General features: G+C 60.8%; 10 protein-coding genes. 4 read left to right on the top strand and 6 right to left on the bottom strand.

Going from position 1 to position 15,356, the window contains the following annotated elements; all coding sequences use genetic code 11:
- Nucleotides 1-15: 15 nt before the first annotated feature.
- Nucleotides 16-1,272, bottom strand: a complete 1,257-nt coding sequence (locus K5E80_RS13770; protein ID WP_220636698.1) for a glutamate-5-semialdehyde dehydrogenase — start codon at nucleotides 1,270-1,272, stop codon at nucleotides 16-18.
- Nucleotides 1,273-1,432: 160 nt separating this feature from the next.
- Here K5E80_RS13770 and K5E80_RS13765 point away from each other — a divergent pair, with 160 nt between their 5' ends.
- Nucleotides 1,433-2,278, top strand: a complete 846-nt coding sequence (locus tag K5E80_RS13765) for a DNA ligase (protein ID WP_246590988.1) — start codon at nucleotides 1,433-1,435, stop codon at nucleotides 2,276-2,278.
- A gap of 261 nt (nucleotides 2,279-2,539) precedes the next feature.
- On the opposite strand, the gene K5E80_RS13760 is transcribed toward K5E80_RS13765, so the two are convergent.
- From K5E80_RS13760 to K5E80_RS13740, 5 genes are all read right to left on the bottom strand, one after another.
- Nucleotides 2,540-3,541, bottom strand: coding sequence for a catalase family peroxidase (locus K5E80_RS13760; protein ID WP_220636697.1), 1,002 nt, complete (start codon nucleotides 3,539-3,541; stop codon nucleotides 2,540-2,542).
- A 378-nt stretch (nucleotides 3,542-3,919) separates the two neighbouring features.
- Nucleotides 3,920-4,933: a DNA polymerase III subunit delta gene (holA, locus tag K5E80_RS13755; protein WP_220636696.1), complete on the bottom strand. Its 1,014-nt coding sequence runs from the start codon at nucleotides 4,931-4,933 to the stop codon at nucleotides 3,920-3,922.
- A gap of 3 nt (nucleotides 4,934-4,936) precedes the next feature.
- Nucleotides 4,937-5,437 carry an LPS-assembly lipoprotein LptE gene (locus K5E80_RS13750; RefSeq protein WP_220636695.1) on the bottom strand — a complete coding sequence of 167 codons (501 nt, stop codon included), beginning with the start codon at nucleotides 5,435-5,437 and terminating at the stop codon, nucleotides 4,937-4,939.
- A 41-nt stretch (nucleotides 5,438-5,478) separates the two neighbouring features.
- Complete coding sequence (gene leuS, locus K5E80_RS13745; protein ID WP_220636694.1) at nucleotides 5,479-8,139, bottom strand: leucine--tRNA ligase; 2,661 nt, start codon at nucleotides 8,137-8,139, stop codon at nucleotides 5,479-5,481.
- A gap of 175 nt (nucleotides 8,140-8,314) precedes the next feature.
- The gene (locus tag K5E80_RS13740) at nucleotides 8,315-8,650 is read right to left on the bottom strand and encodes a hypothetical protein (RefSeq protein WP_220636693.1); all 336 of its coding nucleotides are present in this window, start codon (nucleotides 8,648-8,650) and stop codon (nucleotides 8,315-8,317) included.
- A gap of 269 nt (nucleotides 8,651-8,919) precedes the next feature.
- Between K5E80_RS13740 and K5E80_RS13735 the strand changes: the two genes are divergently transcribed.
- The 3 genes from K5E80_RS13735 (at nucleotide 8,920) to dnaE (ending at nucleotide 15,310) form a co-directional block, all read left to right on the top strand.
- Nucleotides 8,920-11,082 (top strand): UvrD-helicase domain-containing protein, encoded by a 2,163-nt coding sequence (locus tag K5E80_RS13735; protein ID WP_220636692.1) that lies wholly within the window; start codon nucleotides 8,920-8,922, stop codon nucleotides 11,080-11,082.
- 88 nt (nucleotides 11,083-11,170) lie between these two features.
- Entirely contained in the window at nucleotides 11,171-11,797 is a 627-nt protein-coding gene (locus K5E80_RS13730; protein WP_220636691.1) for a ParA family protein, read from the top strand.
- 66 nt (nucleotides 11,798-11,863) lie between these two features.
- Nucleotides 11,864-15,310 (top strand): DNA polymerase III subunit alpha, encoded by a 3,447-nt coding sequence (gene dnaE, locus K5E80_RS13725; RefSeq protein WP_220636690.1) that lies wholly within the window; start codon nucleotides 11,864-11,866, stop codon nucleotides 15,308-15,310.
- Nucleotides 15,311-15,356 lie beyond the last annotated feature (46 nt).

Below are 15,356 nucleotides of genomic sequence, written 5' to 3'. Positions count from 1 at the left end.
AGCGTAGTTTCATTTTCAGCCCCGCACTTCGCCGTCACCAAGCACAATCCACTTCTGCGAAGTCAGGCCCTCAAGCCCGACCGGGCCGCGGGCGTGGAACTTGTCGGTGGAGATGCCGATCTCGGCACCAAGGCCGTATTCGAAGCCATCGGCGAAGCGCGTCGAGGCATTCACCATCACCGAGGCCGAGTCCACCTCGCGCAGGAAGCGCATCGCATGGGTGTAGTTTTCCGTGACGATGGCATCGGTGTGCTGCGACGAATATTTGTTGATGTGGGTGATGGCCTCGCTCACGTCAACGACGACTTTCACGGAAATGATTGCGGCGAGATACTCGGTGTAATAGTCCTCTTCCGTCGCGGCTTTTGCCGCCGGCACCAGCTTCTGCGTTTCGGCGCAGCCGCGGATTTCGACCCCTTTGCCAATCAGCATGTTGGCAATTTTCGGCAATTGCGCACTGGCCACGCTGCGAGCGATCAGCAGCGACTCAGCCGTGTTGCAAGTACCGAGGCGCTGAGTCTTGGCGTTTTCGACGATGCGCAACGCCTTTGCCGCGTCAGCCGCGTCATCGACATAGACGTGGCAGTTGCCGTCGAGATGCTTGATCACCGGCACGCGCGCCTCGGCGCTGACGCGCTCGATCAAGCCCTTGCCGCCGCGCGGCACAATTACATCGACATATTGCGGCATCGCCACCAGATGGCCGACCGCGGCGCGGTCGGTGGTTTCAATCACCTGCACAACGGTTTCGGGCAGACCCGCCGCCTTCAAGCCCTCGCGCACGCAGGCGGCGATGGCCTGATTGGAACGCAGTGCCTCCCTGCCGCCGCGCAGGATCGCCGCGTTGCCGGACTTGAGGCAGAGCGCCGCGGCATCCGCCGTAACGTTGGGCCGCGCTTCGTAGATGATGCCGACCACGCCAATCGGCACGCGCATCTTGCCAACCTGGATGCCGGAGGGACGCCGCTTGAGATCGGTGATTTCGCCGACCGGGTCGGGCAAGGCCGCGACCTGCTCCAGTCCCTGCGCCATCGTTTCAATGCCTTTAGCATTGAGCGTAAGGCGCTCGATCATGGCGGCATCGAGACCTTCCTGCCGTGCTTGCGCAACGTCGGCGGCATTCGCGGCGCACAGTTCGTCGCGGCGCTCGCGCACGGCTTGCGCCATCGCCAGCAGCGCCGTGTTCTTGGCAGCCGTCGATGCCTTGGCAACTTCAGCCGCGGCGGCGCGGGCGGCCTGGCCAAGCTGTTGCATGTAATTCTGGATGTCCATGAGTATTCGCGGTTCAACGCTGCGGATGCAGCATTGTGTTCTGTCGATCAGACTATTTTAGCGGCGGAAGCCGCGCAAATACAGGAGAAAATAGCCACACTTGCCTCATGCCATAAACATGCGATCATGGCGGCCATTGCGCTGTTCGGAGGCCGCTGCGATGATGTTGCTTAAAGGAATTGCCGCATGTCTGCTGCTGTGGACCGGAGCAGTCTTGGCCGGCTCTGTTTCCGCACCCGCGCTTACCCTGGCCAATGTTTATGTCGAGGGCGCCGGTCCGGCCGGCTATTACGTCAGCGAAAAGCTCGACGGCGTGCGCGGCTATTGGGACGGCAAGCGCTTGCTGACGCGCGGCGGCACCGTGATCGCCGCACCGCCCTGGTTCACCGCCGGCTGGCCCGAGCATGCGCTGGACGGCGAGTTATGGGCCGGCCGCGGCCGCTTCGCCGAAACCGTGTCGACGCTGCGCAGCCAGACGCCCGATGCTGCAGCCTGGCGCCGTATCCGCTACATGCTGTTCGATCTGCCCGACCATCCCGGGCCGTTTCGCGAGCGTATCGCGGCCTTGCCCGAGGTCGTGGCGCATATCGGCCAGCTCTGGGTGCAGATGATTCCGCAAGCGCCGGCAACGACCGCTGCTGCCTTGAAGACGCAACTGATCCAGGTAGAAAAGCTGGGTGGCGAAGGCCTGGTGCTGCATCGCGCCGCAGCCTCGTATCAGGCCGGGCGCAGCGACGATCTGCTCAAGGTCAAGCCCTATCTCGATGCCGAAGCGCGCGTAATCAGCCATGTACCGGGCCGGGGCAAATACAAGGGCGTGCTCGGAGCATTGCTGGTCGAGACCGAATCCGGCCGACGCTTCAAGCTCGGCACCGGATTCACGGACGCGGATCGCCGCCAGCCGCCGCCACTGGGGGCGTGGGTCACCTACCGCTATCGGGATCTCACCGCGACAGGCCTGCCGCGCTTCGCCAGCTACCTGCGCGTGCGGCTGGACCGAAACTAACGTTCATGCAGTAATTATTGCACCCCTGGTGATAAAAAACGGCTATCCCGAATTCGGGATTGGCATCGTGCCGGCATCTTGCGGACAGTGGGTTCGCTCTGCTTCTTGAGCGATGCCAAGCCCATGTCGCCTTAATGCCCAAACCAGCTTTATGACAATGGCAATATTTTGACAGCTTAAGAATCGTAAAGCGGCCAGTCAGCAATTCCGGCTGACTGTTTGCATGGCGCCCGCTCATCGTTTTGCCGCGAGATAAAGGTATTACATTCCTCCAAGCCGCTTGGCAAAGGAAATGGCATAGGCAGGTGAGCGGAAAAGCAGGATCGGATCGTTGGTCGGCGCGATGCCGTCAGCCATAACCAGCGGGTCGTAGTTGATTTTTTCGCATGCCGCATCCTTTTGTGGCATCGCCGAAGAAATGGTCAGCGTGCCCGCCTTGATCTGCTTCCGGTTCTCGGGCCAAGCCAGCGTCGGGTTGTTTTCGGGGTCACCCGGTTCGCCGATCGAAACCAACATGTTCCAGCGCACCGGTCCCAGTCTGGTCCGCTCGATCAGTGCATATTCGAGGAAATTCGCGGGCAAGGATTTCAACTGTTCATCGGTAAGTCGCTTTTCGCCATCTTGCGGCACGAAGCGCCAGCGCACCAGCGAAGTCTTGTTTGTGCGATTGATGAATTTGAAGGTGTGGATACCAAAGTACGCGCTGGTAGCGAAGCTTGCGGGAGGATTGTTTCTCGCGAGGAAATCTGCCTGCGCCAGGCTGTCGGGATGAGTCGCCTTGAATTCCTTGATCTTTTCCGGATCCGGCTTGCCCGTTGCCGGATCCGGCTTTGTAGCGATCATCATATCGAGAAAGGTTTTCGGCTGCATGGCACCGAAGACCGGCGTGTTCAGCATCGTCATATGCTGCACCCCGCCATCGGGCAGCTTGAATTCCAGGGCCATGCCCCGCGCGCTCTTAGTCGTGTCAGGCGCCTTGGGATTGCCGCCGGCCAGGGAGAAACGCGCCACGACTGGAATGGGCTTTCCAGAAAATAGCGCCGAACGAGAATAGCTCGCTGCCTCCGGGGAGCCTACGAACTCGCCGAGAGCGCAGACGCCTTTGGTATGGTTGCGGCGTTCGCCCGGGGTGACACCGAAGGTTCCCTCTATGGCGGTTACCACCTGGTCAGCGGTTACCTCATCCTGTGCCGCGATACCCAGCGGGGCAACCAGCGTGAGCAAGCTGGGGAATAACCACTTTTGCAGATTAACCTTTTTCATGTCGGTTCCTCTCGATTGTCGGGATTAGGTACATTCATTTGCATTTGTTTCGTTATAGACAAAACAATTGCAACGTACCAGAACGCTAAATCCATCTTGTATAAGTTCAAGAGAGCCCAGTCATGCAGACATCTATCAATTCCTGGGAGATATTTCATTGCTGCTATGGCTGGTTGTGACCAGACGGAGACCGGGTGCCTCGACGCAAGCTCCAGCGCCCTCGCATTGGGCACTGCAGATTATCAATCAGGAAATCCGGATAGCCGAAAAAACGCAAAGGCTAATTGGCGTCCCAATCACCACCCTAGGCGGGCTGCTCATTGGCTCGCCAAGCTCCAAGCACAAGACACACAGCTTTCCGGCTGCGCTGTTTTCACGTTAATGCCGTGCTTGTTGTGAAAGCTTCAGCATCAGTTGCAGCATCTCATCCCAGATGTCGCCCTGCGCGAGGCCCTTGATCATGCGGTCGATGCGGGCGGCATGCAGCAGCGCGGCGCGGGCAGTGGCGGCACGAATACGCTGCGCGGCGGCACGGACGGCGTTCTGGCGCGGACCGAAGACCTTGGCTTCCTTGAGCGCTGAATCCGCCGAGAGGCCGCGATCCGTGGCAGCCCGTATCCGGGCCAAGGCGCGGATATCCGTGGCCAGCGCCCACAGCACCAGGGGCGGGGCCGTGTCTTCGGCGCGCAAGCCATCGAGCAGCCGCGCGCAGCGCGCGATGTCGCCAGCCAGCAGCGCTTCGCGCAGCTTGTCGACATCGAAGCGCGCCACGTCGAGCACGGCTGCCTCGACCTGGGCCAGGGTAAGCTGACCTTCGGGATAGAGCAGCGCGAGTTTCTGGATTTCCTGATGCGCGGCAAGCAGATTGCCCTCGACATGATGGGCGATGAACTGCAGGGCGTCCTGCGGCGCGGTCTGCCGTTGCCGCTGCAATCGCACCGCGATCCAGGCCGGCAGTTGCGCCAGCGGCGGCGCGTTGCATTCAATGACGATGGCAACTTCGAGCAGGGCGGCGAACCACGCCGCCTTGCGCGATTGCCAGTCGACCTCGGGCAGCGTAACGAGGGTGACGGTGCCCGACGCGAGATGTTCGCAATAGCGCTGCAAGGCCTCGCCGCCGTCGCGGCCGGGCTTGCCGTTGGGAATGCGCAGGTCGATGAGTTTCGAGCCGCCGAACAGCGACATGTTGCCCGCGGAAAGAAACAGATCGTCCCAGCGAAAACCCGTTCCCGCGATCAGGACTTCGCGTTCGTCGAAGCCCTGCTGGCGCGAGGCGGCACGAATTGCATCCGCCGCTTCGATAACCAGCAGCGGCTCGTTGCCATGCACGACATAGAGCAGCGCGAGCGGCTTGCCCAACTGTGCGGCAAGCTGTTCGGGCCGCAATTGCACGGTTCAGCCTTTGGCGGCGAAATCGGGTTTGGACGCCGCAAGCCGGCGCAGCAACTGCTGCACGATGTCGTCTTCCATGTCGCGGATCAGCAGGTCTTCTTCGGTCTGCTTCGCCAGCACCTGCGAATCGTCGAAGGTGTGGTCGCGTTGGAGCACAATCTGGCCGGGCGGGATCAGGTCGCGGCCGGTTTGGTCATGGACACGGTAACCGAAGGTGCGCACCAACTGGTATTCGCGCACGCGGCCGGCAGAGTTGAGCGACAGGATATTCTTGACCGTGCTGTCGCCGGTGATGCCCAGCACTGCCTGGCTCGACGCCGCCGCGTCCGCAATCGTCGTCTTGCTGCCGGCTCGGATGCTGCGCACAAGTTTCGCGCGCAATGTGCTCGCCTCCGGCAAGGCGATGTAGAGCGATGCATAGGGCAGGTCGGCTTTGCCGCGCAGTTGGAAACCGCAGGCCGAAAGCAGTGTGGCGCACAGCAGGGCGGTCAGTATTCGCTTCATGTTGGTCTCGGCCTTTGTGGAAAGCGTGAGCGTAACGGGTTTTAGACAACGATGTTGACCAGGCGGCCGGGAACGACAACGACCTTTTTCGGCGCCCGGCCTTCAAGATGCTTCTGCGCCGTTTCCGAGGCCAGTGCTGTAGCTTCGATTGCTGCCTTATCGGCTGCGGCAGGCACGCTGATGTTGCCGCGCAGCTTGCCATTGATCTGCAACACCAGCTCGATGGAATCCTGTTTCAGGGCGGCTTCCAGCGGTTCCGGCCAGGGCGCTTTCAAAATGTCATCGCCGTAGCAGAGTTCGCGCCACAGTACGTGCGCAATATGCGGCGTGATCGGCGCGAGGAGGCGCAGCAGAATGGAGAAACCTTCGCCGGCAACAGCATGGCCGTCACTGTCTTTCGCAGTTTTCTCAAGGGCATTGAGCATCTTCATGCCGGCGGAAGCCACGGTGTTGAACTGGTGCTTGGCAAGGTCATAGCTGGCCTGCTTGAGCGTGAGATGAACTTCGCGGCGAATACTGGCCGCCGCATCGGACAGTTTCGATGGCATGCCGGTTTGCGTGTGTCCTTGCAGGCTGGCACCAAAGGCCCAGACCCGCTTCAGGAAACGGTGCGCACCCTCGACACCGGAATCCGCCCACTCCAGGGTCTGTTCCGGTGGCGACGCAAACATCATGAAGAAGCGGGCGGTGTCGGCGCCGTACTGTTCGATCAGCGCCTGCGGGTCCACCCCGTTGCGCTTCGACTTCGACATGGTACCGATGCCCTGATAGCTCACCGGCTGGCCGTCGGCCAGGCTTCTGGCGCCGGTGATGCGGCCGGTTTCGTCGCGGTTCAGGTCGACTTCATCAGGAGCGAAATACTGTATCGCGCCTTTTTCCGGATGGCGCGAGAAGATGTGGTTGAGCACCATGCCCTGGGTCAGCAGGTTGGCAAAGGGTTCGTCGTAACTGACCAGGCCGAGATCGCGCATCACCTTGGTCCAGAAACGCGAATAGAGCAGGTGCAGGATGGCGTGCTCGATGCCGCCGATGTACTGGTCCACCGGCATCCAGTAGGCGGTCTCGTCATCGACCATCGCGTTGCCGGCGAACTTGCTGGCGTAGCGCGCGTAGTACCAGGACGAGTCGACGAAGGTGTCCATGGTGTCGGTCTCGCGCCGTGCCGGCTTGCCGCACTTCGGGCAAGCGACATTGAGGAAATCGGTGCGCTTGTTGAGCGGATTGCCGGAGCCGTCCGGCACGCAGTCTTCGGGCAGCTTCACCGGCAACTGGTCGTCGGGCACCGGCACCGAACCGCAACTGTCGCAATGGATGATCGGGATCGGGCAGCCCCAGTAGCGCTGGCGCGAGATGCCCCAGTCGCGCAGGCGATACTGGGTCTGTTTGTCGCCGAGTCCTTTGGCCTTCAAATCAGCCGCGATGGCGTTGACAGCGGTTTCATAACTCAGGCCGTCGTACTTGCCGGAGTTGATGCAGGTGCCATTCTGTTTGTCGGCATACCACTCATGCCATGCGGCGGCAGAGAAATTCTGGCCGTCGACGGCGATGACCTGCTTGATCGGCAGCTTGTATTTGAGTGCAAAGCCGAAATCCCGTTCGTCATGCGCCGGCACCGCCATCACTGCGCCATCGCCATAGCCCATCAGCACGTAGTTGCCGACCCAAACCTCGACCTGCTCGCCGGTCAGCGGATGGGTGACGAACAAACCAGTGGGCAGCCCTTTCTTTTCCATGGTCGCCATGTCGGCTTCCATCACCGAACCGCGCTTGCACTCGTCGATGAAGGCGGCCAACTCCGGATTGTTCTGCGCCGCGCGCGCGGCAAGCGGATGCTCGGCGGCTACGGCGACGAAGGTGACGCCCATGATGGTGTCGGCGCGGGTCGTATAGACCCAGAGCACCCCCCTCTCCCCCTGCCCCTCTCTCCCACGGGAACTTCCTTCGGTCGCCGCTAGGGGAGAGGGGAGGTTTGTGCCGCCTGCGGCGGGCAGCTCGTACGGGAAGGCGAAGCGCACGCCATGGCTCTTGCCGATCCAGTTGGCCTGCATGGTCTTGACCCGCTCCGGCCAGCCCGGCAGCTTATCCAGATCATCCAGCAATTGATCGGCATATTTGGTGATGTTCAGGTAGTAGCCGGGAATCTCGCGCTTTTCGACCAGCGCGCCGGTGCGCCAGCCGCGGCCGTCGATCACCTGTTCGTTGGCGAGCACGGTCTGGTCCACCGGATCCCAGTTCACGACCTGCGTCTTCTTGTAGGCGATACCTTTTTCCAGCATGCGCAGGAACAGCCACTGGTTCCACTTGTAATACGCGGGCTGGCAGGTGGCGAGTTCGCGCGTCCAGTCGATGGCGAAGCCAAGCGACTGCAGCTGCTGCTTCATGTAGGCGATGTTGTCGTAGGTCCACTTGGCCGGTGGCACGCTGTTCTGAATCGCCGCGTTCTCGGCAGGCAGGCCGAAGGCATCCCAGCCCATCGGTTGCAGTACGTTGTAGCCGCGCATCCTGTGGTAGCGGGTCAGCACGTCGCCGATGGTGTAGTTGCGCACATGGCCCATGTGCAGCTTGCCCGAGGGGTAGGGGAACATCGACAGGCAGTAGTACTTGGGCCTGCCCTTGTCGGGTTGGGCGCGAAAGGATTGGCTCTTGTCCCAATCGGATTGGGCGGCCTGCTCTACTTCCTGGGGGTTGTAGCGTTCCTGCATGGTGGGCTTTTGATTCGCGGCGTCTTGATTGAGCCGTACCGCCCCTGAGAGCGGGCGAAACGGGGATTAAAGTGCCGCGAATTATACCTGCCGCTGTCATCACCAAGCGGCCGGAAAACCCGGCCGGAATCGACTTGATTCCGGCTCAACAAGTTTTATTTTGTCAGCCTGCGGTTCAGGCCGCGCTTTGGTGCTTTTCCGTCCAGCGGCCAATTGCCTGGCGCGTTGCCACGGCGGCTTGGGCAAAGGTATCGGCCACGATCATCGGCGCGACACTCAGATGCGCCTGGATCATCAGCCACGGGGCATCCTGGATGGGACTTTCGGCAAGCACTTCCTTTTCGACCAGAGCGATCATCTGCTCATGGGCGATGCTGAGATAACGTGAGCTTTCGCTCTCCCCGGTTACGCTTTCAGCATAATCGGAAGCCAACTGCCAGAGTTGTTCGGCGCGCTCAAGATCGATACCGGCAGTGCCGGCCAGCCAGGGAAGCATCTTCGGGGTGTTCATTTGAATCTCCTTCGGCCATTGTGTAGCCAGCGGTACGCGGTTCCCCCGCGCCGGGTATTACCAAATAATTGGTGCTGTGCAACATTATAACCATAATTATATAACTTGTTGTTAATATTTTGTTTTAATTTATAAACAGACAATTACTAACCATAAAATAGCTATATTTAGTGCGATGCAATATATTGTCGGGCGGCGAAACTTCCAGCCATTGGATACAAACCGTCCCGCTCAGACCATTACCGGGCGCCAGTTATAATCCGGCCACGATGTCAGACCTTCTACGCGGCCTCAATCCACAGCAACTGGCTGCGGTAACCCTTCCCCCCCAGCACGCATTGATATTGGCGGGCGCCGGTTCCGGCAAAACCCGCGTCCTGACGACCCGCCTGGCCTGGCTGATCTCGACCAACCAGGTCGATCCGGCCGGAGTGTTGGCGGTCACTTTCACCAACAAGGCCGCCAAGGAGATGCTGACGCGGCTCTCGGCGATGCTGCCGATCAATACGCGCGGGATGTGGATCGGCACTTTTCACGGTCTTTGCAATCGCCTGCTGCGCGCTCATTACCGCGATGCCGGACTGCCGCAACTGTTCCAGATTCTTGATTCGGCCGATCAGCTTGCCGCCATCAAGCGCCTATTGAAAGCGCTGAATATCGACGACGAAAAATTCCCGCCGCGCGAACTGCAACACTTCATCAATGCGCAGAAGGAACAGGGCATCCGCGCCAACGCCGTCGAAGCCTGGGATGGTTATGTACGCCAGCGGGTTGAACTCTACGAGGCTTACGAACAGCAGTGCCAGCGCGAGGGTGTGGTCGATTTCGCGGAACTCTTGTTGCGCAGCTATGAACTGCTGTCGCGCAACGAACCCTTGCGCCGTCATTACCAAAGCCGCTTCCGGCACATTCTGGTCGACGAGTTCCAGGACACGAATGTTTTGCAATACCGCTGGCTGAAACTATTGGCAGGCGACGGCGCCTGCCTGTTCTGCGTCGGCGACGATGACCAAAGCATTTATGCCTTCCGCGGCGCCGATGTCGGCAACATGCGCGACTTCGAGCGCGAATACCGCGTCGACAACGTGATCCGCCTCGAACAGAATTACCGCTCGCATGGCAACATCCTCGATGCCGCCAACGCGGTGATCAAGAACAACCTTTCGCGCCTGGGCAAAAACCTGTGGACCGAAGCTGGTGCCGGTGAGCCGATCCGCGTCTTCGAGGCGATGTCCGATGGCGAGGAAGCGCGCTGGATGGTCGAGGAGATCAAGGCGCTGGTGCGCGACGGCCACAGCCGCGCCGAGATCGCGCTGCTCTACCGCTCAAATGCGCAGTCGCGGATATTGGAGCACACGTTGTTTTCGGCAGGGCTCCCCTATCGCGTCTATGGCGGCCTGCGCTTCTTCGAACGGCAGGAGATCAAGCATGCGCTGGCCTATCTGCGCCTGATTGCGAATCCCGACGATGACACCGCATTTGCGCGCATCGTCAATTTCCCGCCGCGCGGCATCGGCGCACGCAGCATCGAGCAATTGCAGGATGCCGCGCGCGCCGCCGGCTCCAGCCTGCATGCCGCGATTCCGGCGGTGCCCGGCAAGGCGGGCGCAACGTTGGCCGCCTTCGCCGCCCTGATTGAAAAACTACATGAGGCCATCGAGCTGCCGCTGCCGGAATTGGTCGAGCATGCGATCGAGTTGTCCGCGCTGCGTTCGCACTACCTGACCGAAAAGGAAGGTCAGGATCGGGTCGCCAATCTGGACGAACTCATCAACGCGGCCAGCAGCTTCACCGCCGAAGAAGGCCGCGTCGGAGAAGAAGGCGAACTGGCTGCCGATCTGGCGAGTTTTCTGTCGCACGCGGCGCTTGAAGCCGGCGAGCACCAGGCCGGCGAAGGCGACGATGCCCTGCAGTTGATGACCGTGCATTCGGCAAAGGGACTCGAATTCAATGCCGTTTTCATCAGCGGCCTCGAAGAAGGATTGTTCCCGCACGAGAACGGCATAAAGGAAGACAAGGGACTGGAAGAGGAGCGACGCCTGATGTACGTGGCGGTAACGCGCGCGCGCCAAAGGCTGTATCTGTCGTTCGCGCAAACGCGCATGCTGCACGGGCAGACGCGCTACAACATGCCATCGCGCTTCATCGAGGAGATTCCCGCCGGCCTCGTCAAATGGCTCACGCCGAAAATCAAAGTGCAGGCGCCAGGCGGGCGCCAAGTGCATACCGGTGTGGATTCCTACCGGCCAACGACAAGGGCCCAATCAGGTATCGGTTTCCGTATCGGACAGTCCGTGAAACACGCCAAGTTCGGCCCCGGCGTGATCGTCAATGCCGAAGGCGGCGGCAATGACGCACGGGTTCAGGTGAATTTTGGCAAGGCCGGCATGAAGTGGCTGGCCTTGTCGGTGGCCAAGCTCGACGCTGCTTAGCGGAACTCCCCAGCCGATTTCGCGCCCTGCCGTAGGACATCGTGATACCCTGCCGGGACTTTTTGAAGCTGAACGGGATGGGGAAGCGATGAAAAGTTTTCTGGTAGCCAATCCGAAAGGCGGGGTGGGGAAAAGCACCCTGGCAACCAATCTTGCCGGTTATTTCGCCCAACGCGGATACAAGGTCATGCTCGGCGATACCGATCGCCAGCAATCGTCGCGCGAATGGCTGAAGTTGCGCTCACCCGCGCTGCCGCATATCGGCACCTGGGAGATCGATCCGGACAATACCTCGCGGCCGCCGAAGGAAGCCACCCATGCCGTGCTCGACACGCCGGCTGGCCTCCACGGCAAGAAACTGGGCCATGTGCTGTCGCAGGTGAACCGCGTCATCGTGCCCTTGCAGCCGTCGATTTTCGACATCCTGGCAACCCGGGATTTTCTCGACGCGCTGGCGCAGGAAAAGGAAATCCGCAAGCATCACACTTTCATCGCCATCGTCGGCATGCGCGTCGATGCGCGCACCCGTGCCGCGGCGGAACTGGAGCGCTTCCTCGCCACGCTGAATCTGCCGGTGCTGACCCATCTGCGCGACACGCAGACCTATGTGCAGGCGGCAGCGCACGGCCTCACCATTTTCGATCTGTCTCCCTCGCGCGGCGCACAGGATTGGGAACAGTGGGAGCCGTTGCTTCGCTGGGCCGAAGCGGATTGAAACAATAACGTTCCACGAGGAATGTCCCATCGTCTGACCATCGTAGCGCGGAGGTAAAATGCCGCCATGCCCGCGCCGCAGTTTGTTCATCTCCGCCTCCACAGCGAATATTCGATAACGGACGGTATCGTCCGCCTCGACAAGGCGATTGAACGGGCGGCGGCGGATGCCATGCCGGCACTGGCGCTGACCGATCTCGGCAATCTGTTTGGCATGTTGAAGTTCTACACCGCCGCACGCGCCAAAGGGGTGAAACCCATTATCGGCTGCGACGTCTGGGTCTGCGACGAAACCGAAGCCGATTCGCTGCGCGACGGCGCCATGCGCATGCTGTTGCTGGTGAAGAACCGCGCCGGCTATTTGCGTTTGTGCGAGTTGCTCACCGGGGCCTATCTCGCCGCCCGGCGCAAAGGACGGGCGGAAATTTCCACCATGGCCTTTCGCAACGGCGACAACAGCGGGCTGATCGCGCTCTCGGGCGCACAGACGGGCGATGTCGGGCAGCTCCTGCTGGAAGGCAAACAGGAGCAGGCCCAGGCCCGTGCGCAAATGTGGTCGGCGCTGTTCCCCCACGGTTATTACCTCGAAGTGCAGCGCACGGCAGGCAAGGGCCAGGCGCAGCAGGAAGCACTGATCAACGCGACCGCGCATGTCGCCGCACAAGCGGGTCTGCCGGTGGTGGCAACCCATCCCGTGCAGTTCATCGCTGCGGAGGATTTCAAGGCGCACGAAGCACGCGTCTGCATCGCCGAGGGTTACGTACTGGCCGACAAGCGGCGGCCCAAGGCCTTCAGCGAGCAGCAATATTTCAAGTCGCAGGCGGAGATGGCCGAGCTGTTTGCAGACATGCCGGAAGCGCTGGAGAATAGCGTCGAGATTGCGCAACGCTGCAATCTCTCGATCGAGCTGGGCAAGAACCAGTTGCCGCAATTCCCGACGCCGGCGAGCATGACGCTCGACGATTATCTGGCCGCCGAAGCGGCGGCAGGCCTGGAAAAGCGGCTCGGGCAATTGTTCCCCACCGCCTCGACGCGCGAATCGCGCCGCGCCGAATATGTGGCACGGCTTGAATTCGAGATCAAGACCATCGTCCAGATGGGCTTCCCGGGCTACTTCCTGATCGTTGCCGATTTCATCAACTGGGCCAAGAACAACGGCGTCCCGGTCGGGCCGGGGCGCGGATCGGGCGCGGGTTCGCTGGTCGCCTATTCTCTTGGCATTACCGATCTCGATCCGCTGGCCTACGATCTGCTGTTCGAGCGCTTCCTCAATCCAGAACGCGTGTCGATGCCCGACTTCGATATCGACTTCTGCCAGGAAGGCCGCGACCGCGTCATCGATTACGTCAAGCAGAAATATGGCGCGCATGCGGTGTCGCAGATCGCGACCTTCGGCACCATGGCGGCGAAGGCCGTGATCCGCGACGTCGGCCGCGTGCTCGACCTGCCGTTCAATTTCGTCGACCAGTTCGCCAAGCTGATTCCGGCCGAAATCGGCATCACGCTGAAAGACGCACGCGAAAAAGAGCCGGCCATCAACGAGCGCATCGAGCACGAGGAAGAGTTGCGCGAATTATGGACGTTGGCCGAAAAGCTCGAAGGCCTGACGCGCAACGTCGGCATGCATGCCGGCGGCGTATTGATCGCACCCGGCAAGCTGACCGACTTCTGCCCGCTGTATGCGGCAGATGGCGGCTCGGTGGTAAGCCAGTTCGACAAGGATGATGTCGAAAAGGCCGGTCTGGTGAAATTCGACTTCCTCGGCCTGCGCACGCTGACCATTCTCGATGAAGCCGTCGACTTCGTGCGCCGGATGAATCCGGGCATGGAGCATTTCCGCCTCGAAGACATCCCGCTCAACGACAAAGCCAGCTACGAATTATTTTCCATAGCCAATACCGGCGCGATTTTCCAGTTTGAATCGCGCGGCATGCGCGATCTGCTCAAGCGCGCCCGGCCCGACCGCTTCGAGGACATCATCGCCCTGGTGGCGCTGTACCGGCCCGGGCCGATGGACCTGATCCCGGATTACTGCGATCGCAAGCACGGGAAATCCTTCAGCTATCCCGATCCGCGCGTCGAAACCATTCTCGCCGAGACCTACGGCATCATGGTCTACCAGGAACAGGTGATGCAGATGGCGCAGATCATCGGCGGATATTCGCTGGGCGGTGCTGATCTATTGCGCCGCGCGATGGGCAAGAAGAAGCCGGAGGAAATGGCCAAGCATCGCGATACCTTCCGCGAGGGCGCAGCGCAGAACGGTCTGGCGGCGGACAAGGCCGATGAGATATTCGACTTGATGGAAAAATTTGCCGGCTACGGTTTCAACAAGTCGCACGCTGCCGCTTATGCGCTGGTAGCGTTCCAGACCGCGTGGCTCAAGCATTACCACCCGGCGGCCTTCATGGCGGCGACGATGTCCTCGGAAATGGCGGACACCGACAAGGTGCAGATATTCTTCAAGGATTGTCTCGACTACAACCACCTGCGCTTTGAGTCACCCGACATCAACCGCGGCGGCGTTCGTTTCGAGCCGGTCGACGCGATGACAATTCGCTATGGCCTGGGCGCGATCAAGGGCACGGGAGAATCGGCGCTATCGGTCATTTTCAAGGCGCGCGATGAGGGCGGCCCGTTCCGCGACCTGTTCGATTTTTGCCGCCGCATCGACAAGCGCGTCGTCAATCGTCGCGTGATCGAGGCGCTCATTCGCGCCGGGGCTTTCGACAGCATCGACCCGCACCGCGCCAAGCTGCTGGCTTCGGTTGGCATCGCGCTCGAAGCCGCGGAACAGGCGGAGCGCAATGCCTTGCAGAGCGGCCTGTTCGACATGGGTGGCGAGGAGGAAAACGCGCGGGTTCATTATGTCAACGTGCCGAACTGGGACGAACGCGAACGCCTGCTCAATGAGAAGCTGGCGCTCGGTTTTTTCCTTTCCGGGCACCCCTTCAATGCCTACAAAGCCGAACTGTCTTCTTTCGTCAAACGCAGTCTCGCCCAGCTCGAACCGCAAAAAGATCCGGTGTTGATGGCCGGAGTCGTGCTATCCACCCGCACCCAGATGACAAGACGCGGCAAGATGGCGATTGTCATGCTCGACGACGGCTCGACTCAAGTCGAGGTCTCGGTGTTCAACGAACTATGGGACGCCGAACGCGCCAAGCTCAAGGAAGACGAACTGCTGCTGGTCGAAGGCAAGGTGCAAAACGACAGCTTCTCCGGCGGGCTACGCGTCACGGCAGACCGGCTGATGACATTGACGGAAGCGCGCAGCCGTTTTGCCAAATCGCTGCGCCTGGCGATGAACGGCGGCTCGAATGCGGAACGCCTGCGCGGATTGCTGGCGCCTTACCGCAATGGCACCTGTCCGGTCAGGCTGTGTTATCGCAATGGCAGCGCCGAAACCGAATTGTCATTACCCGACAGTTGGCGCGTACGTCTCGACGACGCGTTGATCGCCTCGCTCAACGAATGGCTGACCCCGGATAACGTAAAAGTGGTTTATTCGTAAAATATCGTTCGTGGTGAACCCTTCGACAAGCTCAGGACTCCAGGGC

The organism is Georgfuchsia toluolica, assembly GCF_907163265.1.
In the GTDB taxonomy this organism is placed as follows: domain Bacteria; phylum Pseudomonadota; class Gammaproteobacteria; order Burkholderiales; family Rhodocyclaceae; genus Georgfuchsia; species Georgfuchsia toluolica.
The sequence above is the reverse complement of the archived record's forward strand: the minus strand, read 5'-3'. Positions and strand labels throughout refer to the sequence as shown.

What these genes read in the sequence shown, in the direction of transcription:
- K5E80_RS13770 (WP_220636698.1), bottom strand. Translation starts at nt 1,272, where the DNA reads ATGGACATCCAGAATTACATGCAACAGCTTGGCCAGGCCGCCCGCGCC.
- K5E80_RS13765 (WP_246590988.1), top strand. Translation starts at nt 1,433, where the DNA reads ATGATGTTGCTTAAAGGAATTGCCGCATGTCTGCTGCTGTGGACCGGA.
- K5E80_RS13760 (WP_220636697.1), bottom strand. Translation starts at nt 3,541, where the DNA reads ATGAAAAAGGTTAATCTGCAAAAGTGGTTATTCCCCAGCTTGCTCACG.
- K5E80_RS13750 (WP_220636695.1), bottom strand. Translation starts at nt 5,437, where the DNA reads ATGAAGCGAATACTGACCGCCCTGCTGTGCGCCACACTGCTTTCGGCC.
- leuS (WP_220636694.1), bottom strand. Translation starts at nt 8,139, where the DNA reads ATGCAGGAACGCTACAACCCCCAGGAAGTAGAGCAGGCCGCCCAATCC.
- K5E80_RS13740 (WP_220636693.1), bottom strand. Translation starts at nt 8,650, where the DNA reads ATGAACACCCCGAAGATGCTTCCCTGGCTGGCCGGCACTGCCGGTATC.
- K5E80_RS13735 (WP_220636692.1), top strand. Translation starts at nt 8,920, where the DNA reads ATGTCAGACCTTCTACGCGGCCTCAATCCACAGCAACTGGCTGCGGTA.
- K5E80_RS13730 (WP_220636691.1), top strand. Translation starts at nt 11,171, where the DNA reads ATGAAAAGTTTTCTGGTAGCCAATCCGAAAGGCGGGGTGGGGAAAAGC.
- dnaE (WP_220636690.1), top strand. Translation starts at nt 11,864, where the DNA reads ATGCCCGCGCCGCAGTTTGTTCATCTCCGCCTCCACAGCGAATATTCG.